The sequence below is a fragment of the Pseudomonas sp. ASL4 genome (assembly GCF_056680395.1).
Map to the genome: position 1 here is coordinate 5,170,692 of NZ_CM155280.1, position 24,249 is coordinate 5,194,940.

The following is a 24,249-nucleotide window of genomic DNA, read 5'->3' on the forward strand; positions in this document are numbered from 1 at the left end:
ACAATAAGAGAAATAACCTGATGAGCCTGCCCTTCCCGATCCGCGTCGCCCTGGTCGACGATCATTCACTGGTACGCGACGGCATTCGCGCCTTGCTGACGGTGGTGGACTTTCTGGAAATCGTCGGTGAAGCCGACAGTGGTGCGAGCGCGGTTGAAATGGTCCGCCAGACCCAGCCCGACTTGCTGTTGGTGGACATTGGTCTCAAGGACATGAACGGTCTTGAGCTGACCCGCCTACTGCGCCAGGAACACCCGTCGATCAAGATCCTGATACTGAGCATGTACGACAACAATGAGTACGTGAGCGAATCGGTGCGTTCGGGTGCCAGCGGCTATGTGCTGAAGAATTCCCCTTCACGGGAAATCATTGCGGCTATCGAGGCGATTGCCAGTGGGGGCACCTTCTATAGCGCCGAAATCGCCCAGAAACTGGCGGCTGACCGGCCCACGGATAACGAACTGACTCCGCGAGAAAGTCAGGTGCTGTGCAAAATGGTCTTGGGGCTGAACAACAAGGAAATGGCCCGCGAACTGGATATCAGTGTGCGCACGGTGGAAACCCATCGCCTGAGCATCCGCCGCAAACTGAACATCGACAAACCGGCGGCGTTGCTCAACTACGCGATTGAGCGTGGGTTGATTTCTCGCTGAAAATCTCGAGTCAAACAAGAAACCTTGTGGTGAGGGGGACTTGCCTGTGGCGAGGGAGTTTACTCCCGCTGGGCTGCGCAGCGGCCCCAAGATTTTGTGAGTGCTGCGCACTCAAGCGGGAGCAAGCTCCCTCGCCACAACAGCAAATCAGAGCTTGGCAATCGACACTTCCGTGGATTTAACGAAGGCAATCACTTCGCTGCCAATCTTCAATTCCAGATCGCGCACTGAGCGGGTGGTGATTACCGAGGTGACGATTCCGGAGGCGGTTTGCACATCGATTTCCGAGACCACTTCGCCTTCCAGGATTTCCTTGATGACGCCTTTGAACTGGTTACGAACGTTGATCGCTTTGATAGTCATGTTGAGGCTTCCTGTCTGATGTGGGGCAAAACCGCACTGAGGTGCAGGCCTTCAAAATGCACCTGTTCAGCGGACGACAAAAGGAATAAATAACGATTTGTTTATTCCTGAATTGAATATACGAAACCCTTAAGCTAAGACCTAAAAATTATTTAAAGAATAATTCTTAGAACCCTATGCTCATGACAGATAGCCACCTTCTCCTTTGCTAACTGTCGAGTTCGCCATGTCAAAGCCCCTCAAAAACGCTGTCCTTACCAGTCTGGTTGTTGCGCTCGCCTTGTCCTTCGTACTACCGGCCCAGGCCCGGGAAACGGTGCGGATCGGCTATCAGAAATCATCGACTCTGATCACCCTGCTGAAAACCCAAGGCACCCTGGAAAAGACCCTCGCAGAAAACAATATCGATGTGACCTGGCATGAGTTTTCCAGTGGCTTGCCGCTGCTGGAGGCGTTGAATGTCGGCAATGTCGATATCAGCGCTGACGTGGCCGATACCGTGCCGATTTTCGCTCAGGCCGCCCAGGCCAAACTGACCTACTTTGCCCAGGAAGCACCCTCGCCTTCAGCCCAGGCAATCGTCGTGCGCAAGGAATCGCCGTTGCAGCAACTGGCGGATTTGAAAGGCAGGAAAGTCGCGGTGACCAAAGCGGCAGGTTCGCACTATTTGCTGATCGCAGCCCTGAACAAGGCTGGTTTGAAATTTTCCGATATTGAGCCGGCGTACCTGTCACCGGCCGATAGTCGGGCGGCCTTCGAGAACAACAAGGTCGACGCCTGGGTCACCTGGGAACCCTTCCTCACCGGCGTGCAACGTCAACTGCCGACCCGCACCCTGGCGGACGGCTCTGGCCTGGCCAGTTACAAACGCTACTACCTGACCAGCACCTCCTACGCCAAGGCGCATCCTGAAATTCTGAAGCTGGTTTACGAGCAACTGCACAAGGCCGGCGACTGGGTAAAGCACAACCCCCGTGATGCAGCACAAGTACTCGGCCCGTTGTGGGGCAACCTTGATGTGGAAACCGTTGAGGCCGCGAATGCCCATCGCAGTTACCAGGTGCAACCGGTAAAGGCTGATCAACTAGGCGAACAACAAAAAATCGCCGACGCATTTTTCGCCGAGGGACTATTGCCCAGAGCAGTCGATGCCAAAGACGTCGACATCTGGACACCCTAGGACTCCAATGTAGAAATGAGCCTGCTCGCGATGGCGGCGTAACAGTCAACGAAGATTCTGAATCTCAGGGCCCTTTCGGCCAGCGCGTTGATATAGCGCAAAGCAAGCCAGTTATTCCATAAAAGCCGTACAGCGCACTTTTATAGTGCGTTTAAATATATACGCACTCTGGCATCCAAGGTTCACCCCCCCGGTCAGCGATGCCGATCCAGATCAGGCCACGCCACCTGGCGACCCTCCCCAAAAACTCTCCAGTGCCACGGCGTTGCAGCAACGCCTTGGTCAAGACTGCGCGCCGCCAAATACGTCGGCGCGGTCTTAATTTCATTCAGGAAGCACAATGTCTGATCCAACACCTCTGTTGTTCGCCCTCTACGAGCAAGCCAGTGTGGGTTGCGGTGGCGCCCCAAGCCTCTGGACTCACCCGGCTGACGAACGCCTGGCCATCAACTCACTGGGTTACTGGTCGAACCTGGCACGCATTGCCGATCAGGCTCACCTCGACATGTTGTTTTTCGGTGATGTGCTGGGCTTCTACGATGTGTTTGGCGGCAACGCCGATGCGGCGATGAAATGGGCCGTGGAAGCACCGGCCAACGATCCGCTGATGATCATCCCGGCACTCGCCGCCGTCACGGAAAACCTGGCCTTCGGCGTCACCGTCACCACCAGCTACGAACACCCGTTTACCCATGCCCGACGCTTCAGCACCCTGGATCACCTGACCAACGGCCGGATCGGCTGGAACATCGTCACCTCCTACCTGACCAGCGCCGCGCGCAACTTCGGCCTGGAGCAAATGATCAAGCACGACGACCGTTATGAACGCGCCGAAGAATTCCTCGATGTGGTCTACAAGCTCTGGGAAGGCAGCTGGGCCGACGACGCAGTGGTAGCAGACAAGGCACGCCAGCTCTACGCACGAGGCGACCGGGTACGCCCGATCAACCACGTCGGCGAACATTACCGGGTGGCCGGACCACACCTGACCGCGCCCTCGCCGCAACGCACGCCGCTGCTGATCCAGGCCGGGTGGTCGGGCCGTGGTCGCGAGTTCGCGGCCAAGCACGCTGAACTGATTTTCGTCGCCAAATCCAACCCCCAGGAAATCCGCCAGGGCCTGGAAGACATCTGGACCCAGGCCAGGGCCCGCGGTCGGCAGGCAGAGGATGTGAAATCACTGACGGTGCTGCGGATCGTCACCGCCAAGACCGAGATCGAAGCCCAACGCAAATATGACGAACTGCAAAGCAACTACCACTTGCAGGCGCAACTGGTCAGTTATGCCGGCGATACCGGAATCGACATCAGCCGCTACGCCGACAGTGACGCGCTGTCCACTCACACCGAAGGCATGACCTCCTACGTGATGCGTCCCGATGGCAGCGGCAAGCCCTTGACCGCGGGCGACGTCAAACAGCGTTTCGCCAACGTCACCCGTGGCAGTGATCTGATCCTGGTGGGCAATCCGCAACAGGTGGCGGACCGCATTGAAGAACACGCGCGCATCAGCGGCACCAGCGGCTACATGCTCAATCCGCTGCTCAGTCCCGGCAGCCTGGAAGACTTTGTCGAACTGATCATCCCCGAGCTGCAAAAGCGCGGTTTGTATCGCACCGAACCGCAGCGCGGCACCCTGCGATCAAGGTTGCGAGCGGACGGCACCAGCCATCTGCCGGACTCGGCTTACGGCGCCTCGTTCCGCTATTGATCAGCCATGGCGCCTGCCCGCAAGGACAGGCGCCAGGCAGATGCCCTACCCCACAGCCCCCTGATAGTAAGTGCGCAAGTCCTCCCAAGCAGCCAACTCGGCCGCCGAACCTTCATCCCTCCGGCCGTTCTCCAGCACGAAGGCGTACTGCGCGTAATCCGGCGCGATGTTGATGTTCTGCTCCTGCGCCCCGTGGCAAGACTTATAAGAACCAAAAAGAATTAATAAATACAAAATCAGTATTTATCGTTATAAAAATATCCGCGTATTGTCAGCTCATCCCGTCATTCATCACCACAGTGAAGTGCCCTATGAATCCGACTGACAACCTCATCGACTTCGCCAGCTACCGCAAACGCAAACAGGCTCAGCAACGGGCACGGGCCATGTGGGAAATGTACGCATGTAACGCCGGTTTGCAGGCCTTTCAGTGGGTGCAAGCGGCCAAGGCTTCCGAGACGCGTCACGCGTGAACGTGCAGCAACCCTCGCGCTTTCTGGCGAGCGCCGACGAACCCGTGCTGGATTTGAATAACCTGGAATCACTGGAAGAAGACCCGACCTGTGATCGCGTCGCGCAGAACCTGCAACGCCTGCGCGGCAAGCGACATTTGTCCCTCGATGCCCTCGCCCGCCAGTGCGGTGTGAGCCGGGCGATGCTGGCGCAGATCGAGTCCGGGCGTAGCGTGCCGTCGATCAAAGTGCTGTGCAAAATCGCCAAGGGCTTGAAGGTGTCAGTGGCCGCATTTCTTGAGCATCGGGCCTTTGAAGGTGTCGCCGTGTTGTCGGCGAGCCAGAGCAAACGCCTGGTCAGTGCCAGCGGTGCCTTTGTCAGCCGAGCGCTGTTTCCGTTCGACGTGGCCCGCCAATCGGAGTTTTACGAACTGCGCTTGAGTCCGTTGGGTGAAGACGTTTCCGAGGGGCATGGCCCTGGGGTTCAGGAGAACCTGGTGGTGTCCCAGGGTGTGCTGGAAATCAGCGTCAACGATGAACGTTACCTACTTTCGACCGGTGATTCGATTCTGTTCTACGCCGACCAGCCTCACCGCTATCGCAACCCGGCCGACAGTGAAGCCGTCGCTTATCTGGTGGTCACCTACCCCGAACGCCTGGACTAATCGACAATCAATGTGGGAGCGGGCTTGCTCGCGAAGAGGGAGTGTCAGTCAACATTGTTGTGCCTGACACACCGCTTTCGCGAGCAAGCCCGCTCCCACAGGGATTTCATTTTCGCAGGAGATTTGTGGTGTTTGCTGGAATGAAAAAGCCCCCGAGGCCTATGGCTGCGGGGGCTTTTTTGTGCGGCCCGGGATCAGCAGGTGCAGCACATCAGCGGCATGCCGTTGCAGCTCATCATCATCGGCATGCTGCAGTCGTTCATCATCTTCATCATCAGGGCGCAGCAGTTTTTCATCATGTCCATGTTCATGCCGGCCATTGGCATGATTTTGCACATCATGCCGTCCGCCATCATGGTGCATTCCATCACGCACTTCATCGATGGCATCGGCATGCCCATCATCGGCATTGGCATCATCATGTTCATCATCGGCATGGTCATGGCCGCCTGGGACATGCACATCATGCTCATGTTGCCGCAATGCATCATCATCGGCATGCCGCAGTTCATCATCATCTGCATCATTTCAGCGCTGTTCTTGAACATCGCCATGTCCATGCCAGCGGCCGGCATCATTTTGCACATCATGCCGTCGTCCATCATTTCGCAGCTCATGGTCGCCATCATCATCGGCATGCCCATCATCGGCATCATTGGCATGTTGGCGTTCATCGGCATTTGCATCTGCATGGCATTCATCATGATGGTGTTCCCTGAATATTTAAGAGTAAGACGGAGCTGATGGAGTGGATTCTAAGGATTGGCGCAGGGTCGACAAGAGGCTGATCCAGCAGCAAAAATGGGCGCCAGAACCGACTTAGTGCAGCGCACCGATCAGTTATGACTGCTGTAGCATCCTATTGATTGTTATTGCAGACACTTTAAAAGCAGTGACGCCGTTTCATCGGCGATAGATATTCGACTGACAGCTATATAAATAACTGAAAGAAATAATCGTTCTAAACAGCCCCCACTTTTTTCATGCTCTCGCTTATTACTTAAGTTCAATCCAGGATCACTTTTTAATCTTTTCTAGCTATTAAGCGCCGCCCCTATAATGGCAACGCTCTCCAACTCGCTAAATAAGGACGTTCCATGCATCAACGCCTTTTACTGGCTGCACTGTTCCTGGCGGTGGCTGGTTGTGCCAGCCCGCCTGCCGTTTCGGTTCATACAAAAGACCCCGCCAGTTCGACATTGCAAGGCGATGCCTCGCGCCCGGCGCAGGCGCAATGGCTGCGCACCGAGCTGTATTTCTCGGTGGGACCATTGGAGGGCAAGGAAGGAGTGATCAGCCCCGCGCGCTGGCGCGAGTTTCTCGATCAGGAAGTCACGCCGCGCTTTCCAGACGGCTTCAGCGTCCTCGACGCCTACGGCCAGTGGCGTGACCATGGCGCCAAGGAGCCGGAGCGCCTGGGCACCAAAGTCATCGTGATTCTTCACGAGAACGACGCGAAACATGGCAAGGACATCGAAGCGATTCGCCTGGCCTGGAAGCGGATTACCGGGGATTTGTCGGTGCTGCGGCTGTCGCAACCGGCCGAGGTGTCGTTCTAACCAACCAATCAACCGCCACCCTTACCGGGTGGCGGTTTCGTTTAGAAGCCGTAGGTGGCGCGAGCGTAGTAGTAGGCGCCGTTGGTACCGATCGGCGACAGCACGTCATACGGCAGGTTGCCGCCGTAGTTGATTTCCGACTTGGAGCGCTCCGGGTAGTTGTCGGTCAGGTTGTTGCCGCCCACGGCAATGTCGAATTTTGGCGTGAATTTGTATTGCACCTCGGCATCCAGCTGCCAGACCGCGCCATAGGTTTGCTCCGGCTGGGAGTCGCCGAAATCAAAGACCCGCGTGGTCTCGCCCTGCCGCGTCAGACGCCCGAGCAGGCCCCAATGCTGACTGGCCCAATTCGCGGAAATCATGAAGCGATCCTTGGGCGCTGCGTCGGTCAGGGTGTTGCGTTCCTCCACGCCCACCAACGCGTCGCTGCCAATGCCCAGCGCGGTGAGCTGCGAAGGTGTGCCCTTGGTGTTAGTGACTTTGGTGTGGTTGTAGGTGTAGGCCGTGGTCAACCCCAGCAGCCCTTCGTACAACGGCTGATGGTAGTTGAGCACCAGTTCGGCGCCGTCGGTGCGGGTGTCGGCGGCGTTGGTGAAGAAGTTCACGTCGTGCACACCGGCCACACCAAAGTTGTCGTTGATGTACTGCTCCAGGGCATCACTGCCGATGCGCTGGGACAGGGTCACCCGATCCTTGACGTCGATGCGGAACACGTCGAGGGACGCATCAAAGCGTTCACTCAGTTGCGCAGTCAGGCCGAGGCTGAAGTTCTTCGAGGTTTCCGGGTCGAGCTTCTGGGCTCCGAGGGCGCGGGCAATCGGGTCGTTGACGGAAAGCACGCGAATGTCCGTGAGTGTGCCGCCCGTTCCGAAGTTACTGGTAGTGCTCTGAAAGCCGACCTGTGCCAGGGACGGCGCGCGGAAGTTGTTCGAGACTGCACCACGCAGCGCCCATTGATCGGTGAGGCGATAACGGCCACTGAGCTTGCCGGTAAGTTTGCTGCCGGCGTCGTCGTAATGCTCCCAGCGCGTGGCGGCGTCGACGAAAAAGCGGTCAGTCAGATCGCCGGACAACTCGGCATACGTGCCGAATACATTGCGATCCAGATTCACCTCTTCGCTCGGGCGCAAACCGTTGGCGCCGTCGGCCCCGGTGCCGATGTACGAGGCTTCGTCGCCAGCGTAGGTCAGGTAGTTTTCGTAGCGATATTCACTGCCCACGGCCAGCACGAACGAACGCTCGGCCAGGCGCAGCTCGCGGGTGAAATCGAGGTTGGCGGTGGTCTGGCGCAGTTCGTATTCACCCGTGTCAAAACGCGTTGGCGACTCAGCGCCCAAGCTCACGTTGAGGGTGCGTCGAGTGGCCGAATCAAAGTGGTTGCGGCCGTGGGTGACGCTGCTGTCGAAGTCCCAGTTATCGCCAATCAGGCCCTTGAAACCGGCCGTGGCGGACAGGTCCTGATTGTCGCCGAGGGACTGCGGCAGAAACCCGTTGGGGTAGAACTGCGGCTGCTCGGATGGGTAGCGGTAGAACTCGGCGCCGGTGGTGTGGCGCTGGTTGTAGGTGCCGAACGAGTACGCCTTGCCACCGGCCAGGGGCAATTCGGAGTTGAACCAGGCATTGACGTCCCGCGCGATGCCGTCGCCCATGACGTAGTTGCGCTGGCCCGGCGTATCGGCGAAGCCATCGAAACCGGCACGGTTGGTCGGGTCGCGATCCTTGTACTCAGTGCCGCCGCGAATGAACCCGCCCTCCTCGCCAAGGCGCGTGCCGACCTTGGCGGTGGTCATGCTGTTCTGGCCGTCGGTGGTGGTCCTGCCGATGGCATCCTGATGGGTGTGGTAGGCGCCGTAAGTGGTGGAGATTTCGCCACCCTCCGGGGCGTCGTCGAGAATGATATTGATCACCCCGGCAATCGCATCGGAACCGTATTGTGCACCGGCACCGTCACGCAGCACCTCGATGCGTTTGATCGCGCTGATGGGAATCGAGTTGAAGTCCACCGGCGCCGTGCCGCGGCCGATCTTCGACGAGTCATTGACCAGCGCCGAGGTGTGCTGGCGCTTGCCGTTGACCAGCACCAGCACCTGATCGGGGCTCATGCCACGTAACTGCGCCGCCCGCACATGGTCAGCGCCGCCGGAGTTGGATTGACGCGGAAAACTGAATGACGGCAGCAACGTCTGCAACGCCTGACCGAGTTCACCGCCGCTGGCACCGGCCGACTTGAGGTCCTCGGCGGTCAGCACGTCCACCGGCACCGGCGAATCCAGCACCGTGCGGGCAGTTCCGCGGGTGCCGGTGACCAGCACGGTACCCAACCGTGTGTCGTCGTCGACACGGGCGGAAGTTTCTTCGGCCTGCGCGGGAAGTTGTGTCATTGCTGTGACTACAGCAGCGGCGAGTAATGAACGAGAACGGTGATACATGGAACAGCTCCTTTTATCGCAGCTAATACCCGGCCCTGCCGACCATAAAAAAGTCGGCAACAAGTGCACGGCAATGTCTGCTGTAGTTTTAATAATCCGGAAGGCAGCGAAGGCTGTAGAACAGGTTTAAAGCGCGAACGTCTCCAAGTTGATACAAATACTTGAGAGGCGATGCTAGACGAGGCGGTTATCTTTGGAAAAGAACCAATACTACTTAGGTTATATCGGACGAACGGACTGTTGGCTGGGCAACAGGGGTGTTTAGTGGGCAACAACTAACATCAACTAACCACTTCAACTTTCAAACACTTATATCAAACCAAACACAGTCAATGTGGGAGCGGGCTTGCTCGCGAAAGCGGTGTGTCAGGCAACATTGATATCGACTGACACTCCCTCTTCGCGAGCAAGCCCGCTCCCACATTAGTTATATGCCTGCCTTTAGTCCGCGGAAGGAATCCACGCCGCGCGCGCCACATTGGCGGTGTCGCCAAACGCCGGCAGTTTCTGCGCCAAATCACGGACGTTTTTCACGTCCAGATCCACCAGTTGCTGACGGGTAATCAGCGTCGGCGGCACCAACACTTTATGCCCCGGATTCTCCCCGGCAATCAGCATCGCCAGGCTCCGCACGCTGATCGCCCCGGCCACTTGCGGGTTGACTGCAGCGGTAGCCGCCCAGGCACTGTCCGGCTCTTTCATGATCTGGATATCAGCAGTGGAAATATCGGCGCTGTAGATTTTCACTTTCTTGCCAAGACCGGCTTCGTCCACGGCGATTTTTGCGCCTTTGGCGAATTCGTCGAACGGCGCGAAGATCACGCTGATGCCTGGATTGGCGCGCAACACGGCGCTGGCCTGATCGGCGACCGAGTTGGCAATCGGCGGATTCAACGTGCCGAAACGCGCCTTCTCGATGATCCCCGGGTTCGCCGCTTTGACCTGACTCCAGATCTCATCGCGCCGCTCCATCGGGGTGAAACCACTGATGTAGACGTAACCGGCATCGAAGCGCGTGCCGTTGTCCTTGAGCGCCTGATCAAGCGCCAGACGAGCCAACGCATGGTGATCCTGCTCGACCTGAGTGACCTGCGGGGTGTTCAGATCGACGTCGAATGCGACGACCTTGATGCCCTTGGCGATGGCCCGGTCAATCGGGCCTTTGAGGGTTTCCGCCAGACCGAGCTGAACGATGATGCCGTCGACGCCGAGGTCGATGGCCTGATCGATCATCTCCCGCTGACTCGCCGCCTGCTGCCGGGCATCGAACACCCGCAACGTTGCACCGAGGGCTTCGGTCTGTTTCTCGACGCCACGCAAATAGGCTTCGGTGAAATCCCCGGAAAACAGATAGCCCACCAACGCGATTTGCACATTGCCCTTGTCGAATGGTGCCGGCGCCCCCGGCAGCGCCTTGGCCTGGGCATTCAGCGCCAGTGCCGTGAGCACGGCGCCAGCGAGGCAGTGACGAACAAAACCCTTGAATGATCCGTGCATACATCTTCCTTGCGAGACATTAAAAGCAGCTCAACGCGCCCGATGCGCGAGGCCGAAGGTGAACATCAGCGCCAGCACCAGCACCAGTCCCTTGACGAAATCCTGAGCGTAATAAGGCGCGTTGAGCATGGTCAGGCCGTTCAGCAGCGTGGCCACCAACAACGCACCAATCAACGTGCCGAACGCATTGGGTTTCTTCGCCCCGAGCACGGCAAAACCGATCAACGCGGCCCCTAGGGCATCGAGCACCAGGCCATTACCCGAGCTAACATCGCCACGGCCCAAACGTGCCGCCAGCAGCAACCCGCCCAATGACGCGAGCAAGGCTGAAAGCACGTACGCCAGCAGTTTGAAACGCTGCACCGGCGCACCGGCCAGGCGTGCCGCCTGCTCGTTGCCACCGATGGCGTAGAACAAACGACCAATGCGCGTGCGCTCCAGGAACAGCCAGACCATCAACGCGACCACAGCGGTGATCAGCACCGGGATCGGCACGGTGTCCCACAACCGACCGCGGCCGAGGGCCAGAAACAGCGCACTGAACGTGCCTTCGGCCTCATCGCCATTGGGCAGGGTCATGCCCACCGCAATCGAGCGCCCGCCGGTTGGGATCAGTTGCACACCGATCACCAGAAACATGCTGCCGAGGGTAGCGAGGATGTCCGGCACCCGCATTTTCACAATCAGCCAGCCGTTGAGCAGCCCCACCGCCGCCCCGCCCGCCAGGCTGATCAGCACCGCCGGCACAGCGCCCCAACCGAGCACCACCATGACGTAACTGGCGATCATCAAACTCATCGCCGCCACCGCGCCAATCGACAAATCGAGGCCGCCGACGGCCATGGTCAGGGTCACGCCCAAGGCCAACAACGCGACAATCGATACCGACTGCAAGATGCTGAACAGGTTACCGACCCGCAGAAATGCCGGCTCCGCGAAGCTGAAAAACACCAGGATCAGCGCCAGCACCCAAAGCAACCCATAGCGGATAAGCGCTTGCAGCAGATGCTCGGCGGGCGCCGGGGCGGTTGATAACAGCAAACTTGAATCAGGCACTCGCTCTACTCCTTGGCGTGGCATGAATAGTTGGAACAGTGACTTCGACGCCAGCAAGCGCCGCCACCAGCGTGGCGCGGCTCAGCCCGGCGCGGGAGTATTCGGCGACCACCGCGTGATTGCGCACCAGCAGAATCCGGTCGGCAATTTCCAGGGCTTCGTCGACATCGGCACAGATCACCAGCGTTGCGCGGCCGCCAGCACTGTCGCGCAGCAGTTGGCCGATTTCGCGGCGGGCGCGTACGTCCACGCCCTGAAACGGTTCATCGAGAATCAACACCCGCCCGTCCCCCAGCAACCAGCGGCCCAGTACGACCTTCTGCTGGTTGCCGCCGGACAACGCACTCATCGGCACGTCGATTCCGGCAGTCTTGATCCCCAATGCCGCGACCTGTGCCTCGACCGCTGCCGCCTCGGCCCGGTTGCGGATGAAACCGCCACGGGTGAAGCGTTCGAGGAACGGCAAGGTCAGGGTGCGACGCAGGGAAAAATCTGCGATCAATGATTGGCTGGCGCGATCTTCGGCGGCAAAGAACACTCCGCTGTGGATCGCCTGGCGTGGCGACTCGGGTTGCCAGTCGTTGCCATCCAGTTGCAGGGTGCCAGCCGCCGGTTCGCGCAGGCCGAACAGCACTTCGGCGATCTCGGTTTTGCCGGCGCCCAGTAATCCGGTGAGCACCACCACTTCGCCTTCGTGCAGGGTCAGATCGAACGCCTTTTTATGCGGTGTGATTTTCGCGGCGCGCAGGGTCAGGACTTCCCGCCCAGCCGTGCGCGGTTCGTAAACGTGAGTATCAAGCGCCTGACCGAGCATGGCCTCGACCGCTTCGGGCAACTGGCGGGCGCCGAACTCGCCGGCCAGTTGGCCATCGCGCAGGACGATGGCGCGATCCGCCACCCGCTGCAGGTCGGACAAACGATGGGAAATGTACAAAATCGCCACCCCACGACTGCGCAGCGTGTCGATCAAGCCGAACAGGCGCTGGGCTTCGACGTCCGACAAGGCGGCCGTGGGCTCGTCGAGAATCAGCAGACGCGGCTGCAGGGCGAACGCGCGTGCCAGCACCACCAGTTGCCGTTCGGCCTGGCCGAGGCGTTCGATCGGTTGCTCCAGCGGCAGCTCCAGGCCGAGGCCGGCAGCGATGCTCGCGGCCCGCTCGAACAGGCGCTTGCGATTCAGCCAAAAGTCCGCGCCGGGCTGGCAGAGTTCATCGAGCAAGAGGTTTTCCGCCACGCTCAATCCGGGTGCGATGCCGTCGTTGACTTGCTGGTGCACCGCAACAATCCCGACCCGGCGCGCCGACAGTGGCGAGGTGAAATACCGGGGCTGGCCGTCGACCCAAAGCTCACCGGCATCGGCGGATTGACTGCCGGCGAGGATCTTCACCAAAGTCGATTTTCCCGCACCGTTGGCCCCCAGCAGCGCCACCACTTCGGCGGGGTAAATCTCCAGGCTGACCCGATCCAGCGCACGGCTGGCGCCAAAGGTTTTGCTCAGCTCACGCACACGAATCAGCGACTCGGGTGCCACGGAAACAGGCGAACTCATCGTCGGTGTGCCAAGGAGCGCACCAGCCGATCACCGAGGCTTTGCACGCTCTGTACCAGAATCACCAGCACCACCACAGTGGCGACCATCACCTGATTGTTGAAGCGCTGGTAGCCGTAGCGAATCGCCAAATCTCCCAGACCACCGCCACCGATGACCCCGGCCATGGAGGAAAAACCAATCAGCATCACCAGGGTCAAGGTGATGCCTGCCAACAACGCGGGCAGCGCTTCGGGCAACAGCACTTTGAAAATCACATGCCAGACATCACCGCCCATGGCGAGGATCGCTTCGATGCGGCCCTTGTCGACTTCGTCCAGGGCGTTCTCGACAATTCGGGCGAAGAACGGAAAGGCGCCGATGGTGATCGGCACCACCGCTGCGGTGCTGCCCAGGGTCGTACCGACCACCAATCGCGTCAGCGGGATCAAGGCGATCAGCATCACCACAAACGGCAGCGAGCGACCAAGGTTGACCAGCCCTCCCAGGCCTTTGCTGAGCCGGGGCATTGGGAACAGACCATCGCTACGACTGATGAATAGCAACACACCCAGCGGCAAGCCGATCAGCAAGGTAAACAACCCCGCCAGCAGGACCATGTACAGGGTTTCACCGGTGGCCGTGAGCACCAGTTGGAAGATCTCGTTCCAGTCGATCACGCGATTCATGAGCGCTCCACCCTGACGCCACGTTGTTTGAGAAACGCCACGACCTGGTTCAGTTTCAGTTCATCGCCAGGCTGCCGGAATGCCACGCGCAAACGCCCGACCTGGCGCCCGCCGACAGACTCGACGCCACTGGCGAGCAGGTTCAGTTCCACGCCCTGTTGCTTTAATTCATTGAGCACAGGAGTGGCCAAAAGGTTGTCGAAAAAGCTCAAGTCCAGGGCATCGTTGCCCAACGGTGTGCTGTATCCCGGCAGCAGTGAGCGACCGAGACTGGAATCCGGGTTAGCCAACAGTTGTGCAATCGACCCGGCCTCGACCAATCGGCCGTGAGCCAGTGAAGCGGCGTGATCACAAATCGACTTGACCACCTCCAGCTCATGGGTGATCAGCACGATAGTCAGCCCCAACTGGCGGTTGATGTCGCGCAGCAGTTCAAGAATCGAGGCAGTGGTTTGCGGGTCGAGGGCGCTGGTGGCTTCGTCCGACAGCAGATACGCCGGTCGCGCCGCCAACGCCCGGGCGATGCCTACCCGTTGTTTTTGCCCACCGGACAGTTGTGAAGGAAACGCCTGAGCCTTATCACTCAAGCCCACCAGATCCAGCAGTTCTCTGACCCGCGCATGACGCTGTGTTTTGCTTACGCGGGCGATTTCCAGCGGCACGGCGATGTTGTCGAAGACGTTGCGCGAGTGCAGCAGGTTGAAGCCCTGAAAGATCATGCCGATGCGCTGGCGTTGCCGGCGCAGTTCGATGTCGGACAAGGCTGTCAGGTCCTCGCCGTCCAGCAGAATGCGCCCGGCACTGGGCCGTTCGAGCAGATTGAGGCACCGCAGCAGCGTCGATTTACCCGCACCGCTGCGCCCCAGAATCCCGTAGATCGCACCATCGGGAATGCTCAGGGATACCTGATCCAGGGCAGGCGCCTGCCCTGGCGCATAGGTTTTGCTCAACTGCTCGACGACGATCATGGCTTAGTGGCCGCTACGGTCACAGGGCTCACCGGAATCACTGAACCGGAGAAGTTGTCGGTGATGAACTTGGCCACTTCAGGCGACGTCAGGTCTTTGGCCAGTTGCTTGATCCGTGGGTCGTCCTGCAATTTTGGCGTGGTCACCAGGATATTGGCGTAGGGGTTGTGCTCGGCTTTTTCCAACCCGAGCGCATCCTTGGCCGGGACCAAACCAGCTTCCAATGCGTAGTTGCCATTGATCACCGCGAGGTCCACATCATCAAGGGCGCGGGGAATTTGCGGCGATTCGATTTCGAGGATCTTCAGCTGTTTCGGGTTCTCGGCGATGTCCTTCGGTGTGGCCTGATCGGTGGCCGGGTCGTTGAAGCCGGCCTTGAGTTTGATCAAGCCGTTGTCCTGCAACAGGTACAGCGCGCGACTCAGGTTGGTGACGTTGTTGGGAACCGCCACCGTGCCGTTTTGCGGGACTTGAGCGAAATTTTTGTGTTTGTGGGAGTAAATACCCAGCGGCTCGATATGCACCGTCGCGGCCACCGCGAGTTTTTCGCCGAGGGCCTGCTCCTGTGACTTCAGGTATGGCAAGTGCTGGAAGTAATTGGCATCGACGTCGCCATGCACCAGCAACTCATTGGAGTTCACGCCGTTGGGGATCTCGATGATCTTGAGGTTCAGTTGCGGGTCGATTTTTTGCACGTACGCCAGAATCTGCGCGTGGGGCACCGGGTCCGCTGCCACTCGCAGCGGCTCAAGGGCCAGGGCACTGAAAGACGTCACCAGAGCGCCCAGCACAGCCAGGGTCAATCCTGTTTTCTTGAACATGTTCTTAGTCCTTGATGAGGTTAGGCAGTCAGTGCTTTGGGGATCAGTGCATCGGCGTAAAAACGCTGGGCAACATCGGGATGTGAACGCAGCCGGCCCTTGAGGTAGTTCCAGCCGACGTCTCGAAACAATGGATTGTCCGGATCGCTGGCCGGACCTCGTGCTTCACGCAGCAGCGCCGTGGGCAACGGGTAAAGCGGCACGACGGCATCGAGTTGCGCGCCGAGGAAGAACGCAATCGACAAACGCTCGTTGCCCTTGGCCGGCGACACCACCCGATGCACCGTGGCACGCAAGTAACCGTTGGTGGCCAACTCCAGCAATTCGCCGATGTTCACCACTAAGGTGTTGTCCCGAGGCCGCGCATCGATCCAGCGCCCCTCCTCGATTTCGACTTGCAGGCCGGCCTGCTGGTCTTGCAGCAGGAAGCTCAGGAAACCCGAATCCTTGTGCGCCCCGACACCTTGATGGCTGGCGTCTGCGGCCTGCCCCGGATAGCGCATCAACTTGATGTGCTCATTGGGCTTGTCGCCGTACAACCGGTCGAAAGCGTCTTGCGGCAGCGCCAACGCCTGGGCGAAAGCGCGCAGCAGGCGCAGCGACATGCGGGTCATGGCTTGCTGCCAATCCAGCAGCAATGGCTTGAGCGCCGGTAGCGCGGCCGGCCATTGATTGGGGCCTTGCAGACGCGCCCAGTACGGGCTGTTTTCAGCCTGCGGCAACACCTCGCGTTCGGCGCCCAGATCGAACTGTTCGCGCAAGTCCGGCTTGCCACGAGTGATCTCTGAAGCGGCACGGTTGTAGCCACGAAAGTGGGGCGAGTTGATCATGCCGACGGCGGCTTTCTCGCTGTCCGGCAGGGCAAAGAATTGGCGGGCGTGGTCCTGAACCTGGCTCAACAAAGCGCTGTCGATGCCATGGCCGGTCAGGTAGAAAAAACCCACGTCCCGTGCGGCGTGGCGCAAGTCGTCGAGAAAGCCCTGGCGCTGAGCCGGGGTGCCGTCGAGCAGTGACAGGTCGAGGGTCGGTAAGGTGGTGATGTCCAGGGGCTGCGGCATGGTTCACTCCCAGGTGAAACGATATTTATCTGGCAATGGATCCAAGCTAAACGATCTTAAAAACCAGTAATAAATATCTTTTTCGCATTAGCTTAGGTTCGCTTCGAGTGGCGTTTTTACATTCTGGAAGCACAAAAACGCCCCTGTCATAGAGACAGGAGCGTTCCGCCAGGCGAGGTGAATCGGCGTTAATTTACTGGGTAGACGTGGTTCGACTCAGGGCCCGCGACTCGTTGGAAAACACCTGGGCGTCGGTGAATTTCTCTACGTCGACGCGATGGGGAAAGATCTTCTTCTCGACGAACAAATCATCGACCTGCTGCAAGGCCTGGACATCCCGCGGCTCGACCGGCAACAGCGACTCATCGCCCCAACTGCGCAGCCGCTGCGAGACTTCAAGCGAAACGTCGTTGGCCTTGGCGAACACCCGCGCGTACTCCTCAGGGTTTTGCCGTGCCCATTCAAAAGCCTTGGCGAAACGCTGCAACACGTCGCTGAGGGCCTTGCGTTTGAGTGGGTCAGTGAGCACTTCATCGGACGCCGTAATGAACGTCAGCCCGGTGTTGATCCCTTCGCCGCTGATCAGCACCCGCGCGCCCTGCTGCTCGGCAAATGCCTGATAGATCCCGAACGTGGCCCAGGCTTCGATCTTGCCGGCGTTGAATGCCGCCAACGCGTCGGTGGGCAGGACGAATCCGACGTTGACGTCTTTCTCGTCAACCCCGGCATTGGCCAACGCGCGAATCAGTAAGTACTGGGAAATACTGCCGCGGGCCGACGACACCACCACGTTGCGACCTTTCAAATCAGCGACGCTGTGAATCGGTGAATCCGCCGGGACCAGGATGGCGATGCCTCTCGATTGGCTGCGCCGTACCGCGACAATCCGCAACGGCGTGCCGCCGGTGGCCGCAGCAAGTACCGGGGTATCGCCGGCGGGCCCCAGATCGACGGCCCCGGCGCGCAAGGCTTCGAACAACGGCGCGGCGCCCTGGAAGTTCGCCCACTGAACCTTGTAGGGAATGCCCTCCAGCGCGTTGGCGGCCTCGACCACCGTGCGCAAGCCCTTGGCTTGATCGCCGAGGATCAGCGTGACGCTGGACAGGTCCGATTGGGCTTTTGGCTCGATGGCGTCACCGCAGCCGCTGAGCAACAACGCGGCACCTGACAGCAACGCCATCGCCGAGATCAAAACACGTCGATTAACCATGGGCAAACCGCCGAACCGTGCTGTGGGTAGCCTGACGCTCAGCCACCGCAGCGGTTTCCACTTCAACACCCAACAGGCTCAGCAGTCGTGCGCGGATCGCTTGAAAACCCTCCTGTCCGGAGTCTCGGGCGCGCGGCAAATCGATAGTCAGTTGCTCGGCAATCTTGCCGTTGGCCAGCACGATGACCCGGTCGGCCAGCAGGATTGCTTCGTCGACGTCGTGGGTCACCAGCAGCACCGCCGGCGTGTGTTTGCGCCATAACTCGATGATCAGCCGATGCATCTTGATCCGGGTCAGCGCATCGAGGGCGGCAAACGGCTCGTCGAGCAGCAACAGCTTCGGCTCGCGCACCAGGCCTCGGGCCAGTGCGACACGTTGCGCTTCACCGCCGGAGAGTGTCGCCGGGTAGGCTTCCAGTCGATGAGCCAACCCGACTTCAGTCAGGGCCTGCACCGCACGGGCCTTGGCGTCCGGGACGCGCAGGCCAAGGATCACGTTTTTCCAGGCGCGTTTCCATGGCATCAGGCGTGGCTCTTGAAATACCGCCGCCCGGGCCTTGGGCACTCGCAATTGGCCGCTGTCGATACTGTCGAGCCCGGCGAGGCTGCGCAGCAACGTGGTTTTGCCGGAACCGCTGGCCCCGAGCAGTGCGACGAACTCGCCGGGTGCGATGTCCAGGTCCAGGCCATCGATGACTCGTTGTTGACCGAACTGGCGCACCACGTTGCGCAGTTGTACCGGAGCGTCTGAATGCAGGTTTTTTGCCGCGATAGTCGACATGTCAGTTCCTCACAAAAGATGGGCGCCAGGCCAGGGCAAATCGCTCCAGCGTGCGGATCAAGCCGTCGATCACCAAACCGAGGACGCTGTAAATCAGCAAGCAGATGACGATCACGTCAGTGCGCATGAAGTCCCGCGCATCGCTGGCCAGAAAACCGATGCCGGCGGTGGTGTTGATCTGTTCGACAAACACCAGGGCCAGCCAGGAAATCCCCAGGGAATAGCGCAAGCCGACAAAAAACGAAGGCAAGGAGCCCGGCAGGATGACGTGCCAGATCAACTCGCGACGATTCAGGCCCAGGGTGTTGGCGGCCTCGATCAGTTTGGGGTCGATGTTGCGAATGCCGGAGAACAGGTTCAGGTACACCGGGAAGGTGGTGCCGGTGACAATCAATGCAATTTTGGTGAACTCGCCGATGCCGAACCAGAGAATGAACAGTGGCACCAGCGCCAGCGAAGGAATGGTACGCAGCATCTGCATCGGCGAATCGAGGATCACCTCGCCGCGCTTCGACAGGCCAGTGATCAGCGCCGCCACCACGCCGATGCTGACCCCGATGCTCAAGCCCAGCAGCGCCCGCTGGAGTGACACCAGCAAATGCTTGCCCAACTCGCCAGACACAATCATCGCCCAGAGCGTGCCGCCGATTTGCGAGGGCGCGGCGATGATCCGTTGCGGGATCCAGCCGAGCTGCGAAGCCAGTTCCCACAACAGCAGCAGCGCGATCGGGCTGAGCAAGCGCAGAAAGACTTCCGGGGTTCGCCAGTTCCTCAGCCAGTCAGGTATCAGCCGTGACGCGCCTTGGCTATCAACAGCCTTATCGACGTAAAGCGAGTTGCTGGCGCTCTGCGTGTCGAATGTCTTTTCGGTCATCAGACTTCCTTCCTCATCAAGAACATGGCTTCGGATTCATGCTATTCGCATAAAAAACCTCAGTGAAATTCTTTTTGGGAATAACCTAATATGATTAAAAATCAGATAGAAAATAATCCAGATAAATTATTTGCATAATTAAAGCCCTCAGCCCGTGCCATTCGCCGCCTGCATCCCTGGCGTGGATCAAAATGCGCATTTCTGATATTTATAATTTATTATGATTCATTTAATTAATAATTAACTTAGAACAAAACGGCATTTCACAGCCCTGCCTCGCTGCGCCTATTTTCGACACCACGGACCGACCCCCTGCCAGGTGGAGGCTTGAATCACGCCTATCCAACGACAAGGAACTCAGCATGAGCATCGAATTTATCGGTTACATCGGCGGCCACCAATCTTCCGAAATCCAGCCTCGCAGCGGTCCGGTGTTGCAGCCTGACTATGTGGAAACCGTCGCCCGCGCCCATGAGGAAGCCGGTTTTGACCGTGCCCTGGTGGCCTTCCACTCCAACAGTCCAGACAGCACGCTGATTGCCTCCCATGCTGCCAGCGTGACGAAAAAGCTGAAGTTCCTGATTGCCCATCGACCGGGTTTCGCCGCGCCAACGTTGGCGGCACGCCAGTTCACCACCCTCGATGTATTCAATGGCGGACGCACCGCCGTGCACATCATCACCGGCGGCGATGACCGCGAACTGCGCGCCGACGGCAGCTACATCGGCAAGGACGAGCGCTATGCCCGCACCGATGAATACCTCGATGTTTTGCGTCAGGAATGGACCAGCGAAAAGCCCTTCGACTATGACGGCAAGTACTACCAGGTCGATGGCGCGTACTCTTCGGTGAAATCACCGCAACAGCCGCACATTCCGCTGTATTTCGGCGGCTCGTCAGCGGCGGCCATTGCGGTGGCCGGCAAGCATGCGGACGTTTATGCGCTGTGGGGTGAAACCTACGAACAGGTGCGTGAAGTGGTGAATCAGGTGCGCGCCGAAGCAGCGAAGCATGGGCGCAGCATTCGCTTCAGCCTGTCGTTGCGCCCGATCCTGGCAGACACCGAAGCGCAAGCCTGGGAACGGGCCGAGCGCATCCTGCAACAGGCCACTGCCCTGGCCGAACAGAATGGATTTGTCCGCCGCGAACCGCCTAATGAAGGTTCCCGACGCTTGCTGGCGGCCGCCGCCCAGGGCTCGCGGCTGGACAAACGGCTGTGGACCGGCATTGCGGGTCTGCTGGGTGCGCAGGGTAATTCGACCTCGCTGGTCGGCACCCCGGAACAGGTGGCCGAAGCGTTGCTCGATTACTACGACCTGGGCATTACCACGTTCCTGATCCGTGGCTTTGATCCGCTTAACGACGCCATCGATTATGGCAAGCGCCTGATCCCGTTGACTCGTCAACTGGTGGCTGAACGGGAGCGGCAAGCGGCGGAAAAAGTCGCCTGATCAGAAGCGATCCCGCGCAAACAGAAAAGCTCAATACTGATCCCCGGTGGGAGCGGGCTTGCTCGCGAAAGCGGTGTGACATTCAACGATGATGTTGAATGTGATGACCCCTTCGCGAGCAAGCCCGCTCCCACAGTGGTTTTGTGTCGCTCACAAATCGCCGAGTCTTATCGAGCGGCGGGCTTGATCCCCTGAGGGTGGAATCTGCTACTGTCTTTGCACTTCGCATCGAAGAAAGCGTTCACACCCATGACCAATCAAACGCCTGATCCTCAAGCCGTCTGCGCGCCGATCACTAGAAGCGCGATTTTCATCGTGGCCACATTGGCCCCCGGCAACGATGCCGCTGAAAAAGTCCGAGGCTGGTGCGGCGATATCGCCGCCCTCACCCGCTCCGTCGGCAAACGCGTGCCTACCGGTTACTTGTCCTGTGTCTGCGGTTTTGGTTCCAGTGCCTGGGACACTTTGTTTGGCGGCCCGCGCCCGGCTGCACTGCACGCCTTTCGCGAATTCGGCGAGGAGGGTCGTCATGCGCCGGCTACGCCAGGGGACATTTTGCTGCACATACGTGCGGACCAGATGGACCTGTGTTTTGAGCTGGCCACACAGCTGCTTTCAGCCCTGGGCGATGCAGTGTCGGTGGTCGATGAGGTCCAGGGTTTCCGCTATTTCGACATGCGCAGCATCATCGGTTTTGTCGACGGCACGGAGAATCCGGATGATCGGCACATGGCCGAGTTCACCATCATCGGTGATGAAGATCCCGAGTTTGCCGGCGGCAGCTATGTGCTGGTGCAGAAGTACCTGCACAAGATGAGCGCGTGGAACGCGTTATCCGTCGAAGCTCAGGAACGCATTATCGGACGCACCAAGCTGTCCGATATCGAACTCGGCGATTCGGTCAAACCGACCAATTCACACAGCGCGTTGACGACCATCACCAAGGACGGCCAGGAAGTGAAAATCCTGCGCGACAACATGCCGTTCGGCCGGCCAGGCGCTGGAGAATTCGGCACTTACTTTATCGGCTATGCCCGTTCGCCAGAACCCATTGAGCTGATGCTTGAGAACATGTTTGTCGGCAGTCCGGCGGGCAACTATGACCGTTTGCTGGATTTCAGCACGGCGGTGACGGGTGGTTTGTTCTTTGTGCCTTCGGCGGACTTGCTTGAAGAGTTGGCGGATCGCGCGCCTTAACAGTTAAGGCGCATAACCTGTGGGAGCGGGCTTGCTCGCGAAGGCGGTGTGTCATTCAGCGATTGTGTTTACTGACCCGCCACCTTCGAGCAAGCCCGCTCCCACAGGGGTTGTGGTGTGTCGTGTCACTCTTTATAGGCCGTATCACTACGCTCCAACTGCCGAATCAACGCATTCCAATGCCGCGCCACACCCGGCCCGTCACCGCTTTTGAACACCTCAGCCTGCTTCTCGACCTTGGCCACCACCTCGGCCGGCGGAAAGATCAACTCGGCATTGCCGCCAGCCTGCGCGGCGATCTGAATGTTGCAGGCACGCTCCAGACCGTGCAGTTGCTGGAACGCGTGTTCGACGCTGACACCCGCCGTCAACAGCCCGTGGTTACGCAGGATCAACACACTTTTGTCCCCCAGATCCGCCACCAGTCGCTCACGCTCGTCCAGGTCCAGGGCGATGCCTTCGTAACCGTGATAAGCCACGCGCCCGGAAAAACCGATGGAATGCTGGGAGATCGGCAACAGCCCGTCGCGCTGCGCCGAGACCGCGATGCCGTCGCGGGTGTGGGTATGCAGGACGGCTTGCAGGTCGGGACGCGCGCCGTGAATAGCGCTGTGAATCACATAACCGGCGTAGTTGATGCCCAGGCCGGTCGGGTCGTCGACGATGGTGCCATCGATGTCGACCTTGACCAGGTTGGAGGCGCTGATTTCATCGAACAACAGCCCGAAGGCGTTGATCAGGAAATGTTCCTCCGGCCCCGGTACCCGTGCGGAAAAGTGCGTGTAGATGTGATCGGTCCACTTGAACAAGGCAGCCAACCGATAAGCCGCCGCCAGTTTGACCCGCACTTCCCATTCTTCGGGGGTGACGCGCTGGCGGACGTTTTTCGAGACGCTGGATAACGGGCTGACGCTGCTCATGGCAAAACTTCCTGGATGGCCTTAAGGATCTCCAGTCAGCCTATGGCAAGCCAAAAAATAATAAAAAGCACATTTTAATCTAAGCTAATTATTATTTTTTTTTATGTCTTCAAGCACCCGTCATGCCGCACTCTTGATCTTCTGCAGCGAGCCGGCAACCAGTTTGCCAAAGGCATCGACCGGCCCTTGCAGGTTGCCGAGGAAGCGCGGGTAGATCAGCCACAGGTCCATCACTGGTTTGAAATCCTTGAGCGGCACCACCGCCAACTGCTCGAAATGCGCACTGCGTTCCAGCAACGGACGCGGTACCAGCCCGAGACCGAGGCCATCGGCCACCAGGCCCAACTGCAATTCGGTACCAAAGGTCTCCAGGTTGACGCGCAACGCCAGCCCCTGATCTGACAGGGTGCGTTGCAACCCGGCGCGGAAGCCACAGCCGTCGGGATTCAGAATCCAGCCGCTCTGGTAAACGTCGGCCAGTTTGCACGCACGCTTAGGCACTTGCGCCTTGGCGCAGACCACCACCAGTTCCATCTTGCCGATGGACTCACCAACGATGTTGTCCGGGAAAATCTTGCCCGCCGGGAACAGCGCAGCCGCCGCGTCGAGTTCACCACGTTCGATCTTGCCGACCAGTTGACTGCCCCAGCCCGTCGCCACTTGGGCGCGCAATTCCGGATATTCGACGCGCAAATGCTTGAGCGCATCGAGCAGTACCACATCACCAATGGTTTGCGGGACGCCCAGGCGCAGCAGCCCGGTGGGCGGCGCGTCGGTGGCAACGAGTTCGCGCAGCGCATCCATCTCCCGCAGGATCAAACGGCACTGTTCATACACCCGAGTTCCGATCAAAGTGGGCTTGAGCGGCTTGGTGTTGCGGTCGAACAACTCCACGCCCAACGCCTGCTCAAAGTTTTGCACGCGCCGCGTAATGGCCGGCTGAGTCAGCTGCAACGACTCCGCCGCATGGCTGATGGACTGGCAACGAATCACCTCGACGAAGGCATCGATATCATCAATTTTCATTTGGCCCGCACATAGAGAACAGTCAATAAGATGTCTGAAAAGCATAGTTCGATTGTTGGAATCTGGATAGCCCGAAGCGCTTCAGCGTCTCTATCGATAACGTCTAACGCTATTCAATCGGGTTCTAAATTCCTTTCAGCTATAACCTAATCATTAAAAAC

At 59.2% G+C, this 24,249-nt stretch carries 23 protein-coding genes; 8 read left to right on the top strand and 15 right to left on the bottom strand.

Translation table 11 applies throughout. The annotated features are described in order from the left end of the window. The first annotated feature begins 20 nt into the window (after window positions 1-20). Window positions 21-653, top strand: a complete 633-nt coding sequence (locus AC1MEW_RS23300; RefSeq protein WP_201256087.1) for a response regulator — start codon at window positions 21-23, stop codon at window positions 651-653. 147 nt (window positions 654-800) lie between these two features. On the opposite strand, the gene AC1MEW_RS23305 is transcribed toward AC1MEW_RS23300, so the two are convergent. Next, entirely contained in the window at window positions 801-1,016 is a 216-nt protein-coding gene (locus AC1MEW_RS23305; protein ID WP_034150404.1) for a TOBE domain-containing protein, read from the bottom strand. Window positions 1,017-1,242: 226 nt separating this feature from the next. Between AC1MEW_RS23305 and AC1MEW_RS23310 the strand changes: the two genes are divergently transcribed. The 4 genes from AC1MEW_RS23310 (at window position 1,243) to AC1MEW_RS23325 (ending at window position 5,024) form a co-directional block, all read left to right on the top strand. After that, window positions 1,243-2,196 carry an aliphatic sulfonate ABC transporter substrate-binding protein gene (locus AC1MEW_RS23310; protein ID WP_480423748.1) on the top strand — a complete coding sequence of 318 codons (954 nt, stop codon included), beginning with the start codon at window positions 1,243-1,245 and terminating at the stop codon, window positions 2,194-2,196. 340 nt (window positions 2,197-2,536) lie between these two features. Beyond that, window positions 2,537-3,907, top strand: coding sequence for an LLM class flavin-dependent oxidoreductase (locus tag AC1MEW_RS23315; RefSeq protein WP_201256089.1), 1,371 nt, complete (start codon window positions 2,537-2,539; stop codon window positions 3,905-3,907). 311 nt (window positions 3,908-4,218) lie between these two features. Next, a complete protein-coding gene (locus AC1MEW_RS23320; RefSeq protein WP_201256090.1) occupies window positions 4,219-4,380 on the top strand; it encodes a hypothetical protein in 162 nt (53 codons plus the stop codon). Between the two features lie 53 nt (window positions 4,381-4,433). Further along, the gene (locus AC1MEW_RS23325) at window positions 4,434-5,024 is read left to right on the top strand and encodes a helix-turn-helix domain-containing protein (RefSeq protein WP_201256096.1); all 591 of its coding nucleotides are present in this window, start codon (window positions 4,434-4,436) and stop codon (window positions 5,022-5,024) included. 194 nt (window positions 5,025-5,218) lie between these two features. Here the strand turns inward: AC1MEW_RS23325 and AC1MEW_RS23330 are convergent, their stop codons facing one another. Next, window positions 5,219-5,728 carry a hypothetical protein gene (locus AC1MEW_RS23330; RefSeq protein WP_201256091.1) on the bottom strand — a complete coding sequence of 170 codons (510 nt, stop codon included), beginning with the start codon at window positions 5,726-5,728 and terminating at the stop codon, window positions 5,219-5,221. A 393-nt stretch (window positions 5,729-6,121) separates the two neighbouring features. On the opposite strand from AC1MEW_RS23330, the gene AC1MEW_RS23335 reads away from it, so the two are divergent. After that, on the top strand, window positions 6,122-6,583 hold the full coding sequence (locus AC1MEW_RS23335) for a DUF3574 domain-containing protein (RefSeq protein WP_201256092.1): 462 nt from the start codon (window positions 6,122-6,124) through the stop codon (window positions 6,581-6,583). Between the two features lie 41 nt (window positions 6,584-6,624). Here the strand turns inward: AC1MEW_RS23335 and AC1MEW_RS23340 are convergent, their stop codons facing one another. The 11 genes from AC1MEW_RS23340 to AC1MEW_RS23390 form a co-directional block, all read right to left on the bottom strand. Beyond that, window positions 6,625-9,012, bottom strand: coding sequence for a TonB-dependent receptor plug domain-containing protein (locus AC1MEW_RS23340; protein ID WP_480423749.1), 2,388 nt, complete (start codon window positions 9,010-9,012; stop codon window positions 6,625-6,627). Window positions 9,013-9,453: 441 nt separating this feature from the next. After that, window positions 9,454-10,509 (bottom strand): substrate-binding domain-containing protein, encoded by a 1,056-nt coding sequence (locus tag AC1MEW_RS23345; protein WP_322268270.1) that lies wholly within the window; start codon window positions 10,507-10,509, stop codon window positions 9,454-9,456. 30 nt (window positions 10,510-10,539) lie between these two features. Further along, window positions 10,540-11,565 (bottom strand): ABC transporter permease, encoded by a 1,026-nt coding sequence (locus tag AC1MEW_RS23350; protein WP_201202824.1) that lies wholly within the window; start codon window positions 11,563-11,565, stop codon window positions 10,540-10,542. Further along, window positions 11,558-13,114 carry a sugar ABC transporter ATP-binding protein gene (locus AC1MEW_RS23355; RefSeq protein ID WP_480423750.1) on the bottom strand — a complete coding sequence of 519 codons (1,557 nt, stop codon included), beginning with the start codon at window positions 13,112-13,114 and terminating at the stop codon, window positions 11,558-11,560. The genes AC1MEW_RS23350 and AC1MEW_RS23355 overlap by 8 nt, the downstream gene beginning before the upstream one ends. After that, the gene (locus AC1MEW_RS23360) at window positions 13,111-13,782 is read right to left on the bottom strand and encodes a methionine ABC transporter permease (RefSeq protein WP_369125120.1); all 672 of its coding nucleotides are present in this window, start codon (window positions 13,780-13,782) and stop codon (window positions 13,111-13,113) included. The genes AC1MEW_RS23355 and AC1MEW_RS23360 overlap by 4 nt, the downstream gene beginning before the upstream one ends. Next, window positions 13,779-14,750: a methionine ABC transporter ATP-binding protein gene (locus AC1MEW_RS23365; RefSeq protein WP_201256095.1), complete on the bottom strand. Its 972-nt coding sequence runs from the start codon at window positions 14,748-14,750 to the stop codon at window positions 13,779-13,781. Before AC1MEW_RS23365 ends, AC1MEW_RS23360 begins: the two co-directional genes overlap by 4 nt. After that, on the bottom strand, window positions 14,747-15,571 hold the full coding sequence (locus AC1MEW_RS23370) for a MetQ/NlpA family ABC transporter substrate-binding protein (protein ID WP_480423751.1): 825 nt from the start codon (window positions 15,569-15,571) through the stop codon (window positions 14,747-14,749). The genes AC1MEW_RS23365 and AC1MEW_RS23370 overlap by 4 nt, the downstream gene beginning before the upstream one ends. 20 nt (window positions 15,572-15,591) lie before the next feature. Further along, a complete protein-coding gene (locus tag AC1MEW_RS23375) occupies window positions 15,592-16,629 on the bottom strand; it encodes an isopenicillin N synthase family dioxygenase (protein WP_480423752.1) in 1,038 nt (345 codons plus the stop codon). Window positions 16,630-16,822: 193 nt separating this feature from the next. Next, window positions 16,823-17,839, bottom strand: coding sequence for an ABC transporter substrate-binding protein (locus AC1MEW_RS23380; RefSeq protein ID WP_480423753.1), 1,017 nt, complete (start codon window positions 17,837-17,839; stop codon window positions 16,823-16,825). Next, window positions 17,832-18,620, bottom strand: a complete 789-nt coding sequence (locus AC1MEW_RS23385) for an ABC transporter ATP-binding protein (protein ID WP_201256471.1) — start codon at window positions 18,618-18,620, stop codon at window positions 17,832-17,834. The genes AC1MEW_RS23380 and AC1MEW_RS23385 overlap by 8 nt, the downstream gene beginning before the upstream one ends. 1 nt (window position 18,621) lies before the next feature. After that, window positions 18,622-19,494, bottom strand: a complete 873-nt coding sequence (locus AC1MEW_RS23390; RefSeq protein WP_201256470.1) for an ABC transporter permease — start codon at window positions 19,492-19,494, stop codon at window positions 18,622-18,624. A 362-nt stretch (window positions 19,495-19,856) separates the two neighbouring features. Here AC1MEW_RS23390 and AC1MEW_RS23395 point away from each other — a divergent pair, with 362 nt between their 5' ends. Beyond that, the gene (locus tag AC1MEW_RS23395; RefSeq protein WP_201256469.1) at window positions 19,857-20,945 is read left to right on the top strand and encodes an LLM class flavin-dependent oxidoreductase; all 1,089 of its coding nucleotides are present in this window, start codon (window positions 19,857-19,859) and stop codon (window positions 20,943-20,945) included. Window positions 20,946-21,194: 249 nt separating this feature from the next. Continuing rightward, window positions 21,195-22,142, top strand: coding sequence for a Dyp-type peroxidase (locus tag AC1MEW_RS23400; RefSeq protein WP_480423754.1), 948 nt, complete (start codon window positions 21,195-21,197; stop codon window positions 22,140-22,142). 125 nt (window positions 22,143-22,267) lie between these two features. Here the strand turns inward: AC1MEW_RS23400 and AC1MEW_RS23405 are convergent, their stop codons facing one another. Continuing rightward, complete coding sequence (locus AC1MEW_RS23405) at window positions 22,268-23,062, bottom strand: class II aldolase/adducin family protein (RefSeq protein WP_201256467.1); 795 nt, start codon at window positions 23,060-23,062, stop codon at window positions 22,268-22,270. 120 nt (window positions 23,063-23,182) lie between these two features. Next, window positions 23,183-24,088, bottom strand: coding sequence for a LysR family transcriptional regulator (locus AC1MEW_RS23410; protein ID WP_201256466.1), 906 nt, complete (start codon window positions 24,086-24,088; stop codon window positions 23,183-23,185). Between the last annotated feature and the right edge of the window lie 161 nt (window positions 24,089-24,249).

Coding starts and splice junctions, on each gene's coding strand:
- AC1MEW_RS23300 (WP_201256087.1), top strand. CDS start 21: ATGAGCCTGCCCTTCCCGATCCGCGTCGCCCTGGTCGACGATCATTCA.
- AC1MEW_RS23305 (WP_034150404.1), bottom strand. CDS start 1,016: ATGACTATCAAAGCGATCAACGTTCGTAACCAGTTCAAAGGCGTCATC.
- AC1MEW_RS23310 (WP_480423748.1), top strand. CDS start 1,243: ATGTCAAAGCCCCTCAAAAACGCTGTCCTTACCAGTCTGGTTGTTGCG.
- AC1MEW_RS23315 (WP_201256089.1), top strand. CDS start 2,537: ATGTCTGATCCAACACCTCTGTTGTTCGCCCTCTACGAGCAAGCCAGT.
- AC1MEW_RS23320 (WP_201256090.1), top strand. CDS start 4,219: ATGAATCCGACTGACAACCTCATCGACTTCGCCAGCTACCGCAAACGC.
- AC1MEW_RS23330 (WP_201256091.1), bottom strand. CDS start 5,728: ATGATGAATGCCATGCAGATGCAAATGCCGATGAACGCCAACATGCCA.
- AC1MEW_RS23335 (WP_201256092.1), top strand. CDS start 6,122: ATGCATCAACGCCTTTTACTGGCTGCACTGTTCCTGGCGGTGGCTGGT.
- AC1MEW_RS23340 (WP_480423749.1), bottom strand. CDS start 9,012: ATGTATCACCGTTCTCGTTCATTACTCGCCGCTGCTGTAGTCACAGCA.
- AC1MEW_RS23345 (WP_322268270.1), bottom strand. CDS start 10,509: ATGCACGGATCATTCAAGGGTTTTGTTCGTCACTGCCTCGCTGGCGCC.
- AC1MEW_RS23355 (WP_480423750.1), bottom strand. CDS start 13,114: ATGAGTTCGCCTGTTTCCGTGGCACCCGAGTCGCTGATTCGTGTGCGT.
- AC1MEW_RS23360 (WP_369125120.1), bottom strand. CDS start 13,782: ATGAATCGCGTGATCGACTGGAACGAGATCTTCCAACTGGTGCTCACG.
- AC1MEW_RS23365 (WP_201256095.1), bottom strand. CDS start 14,750: ATGATCGTCGTCGAGCAGTTGAGCAAAACCTATGCGCCAGGGCAGGCG.
- AC1MEW_RS23370 (WP_480423751.1), bottom strand. CDS start 15,571: ATGTTCAAGAAAACAGGATTGACCCTGGCTGTGCTGGGCGCTCTGGTG.
- AC1MEW_RS23375 (WP_480423752.1), bottom strand. CDS start 16,629: ATGCCGCAGCCCCTGGACATCACCACCTTACCGACCCTCGACCTGTCA.
- AC1MEW_RS23380 (WP_480423753.1), bottom strand. CDS start 17,839: ATGGTTAATCGACGTGTTTTGATCTCGGCGATGGCGTTGCTGTCAGGT.
- AC1MEW_RS23385 (WP_201256471.1), bottom strand. CDS start 18,620: ATGTCGACTATCGCGGCAAAAAACCTGCATTCAGACGCTCCGGTACAA.
- AC1MEW_RS23390 (WP_201256470.1), bottom strand. CDS start 19,494: ATGACCGAAAAGACATTCGACACGCAGAGCGCCAGCAACTCGCTTTAC.
- AC1MEW_RS23395 (WP_201256469.1), top strand. CDS start 19,857: ATGAGCATCGAATTTATCGGTTACATCGGCGGCCACCAATCTTCCGAA.
- AC1MEW_RS23400 (WP_480423754.1), top strand. CDS start 21,195: ATGACCAATCAAACGCCTGATCCTCAAGCCGTCTGCGCGCCGATCACT.
- AC1MEW_RS23405 (WP_201256467.1), bottom strand. CDS start 23,062: ATGAGCAGCGTCAGCCCGTTATCCAGCGTCTCGAAAAACGTCCGCCAG.
- AC1MEW_RS23410 (WP_201256466.1), bottom strand. CDS start 24,088: ATGAAAATTGATGATATCGATGCCTTCGTCGAGGTGATTCGTTGCCAG.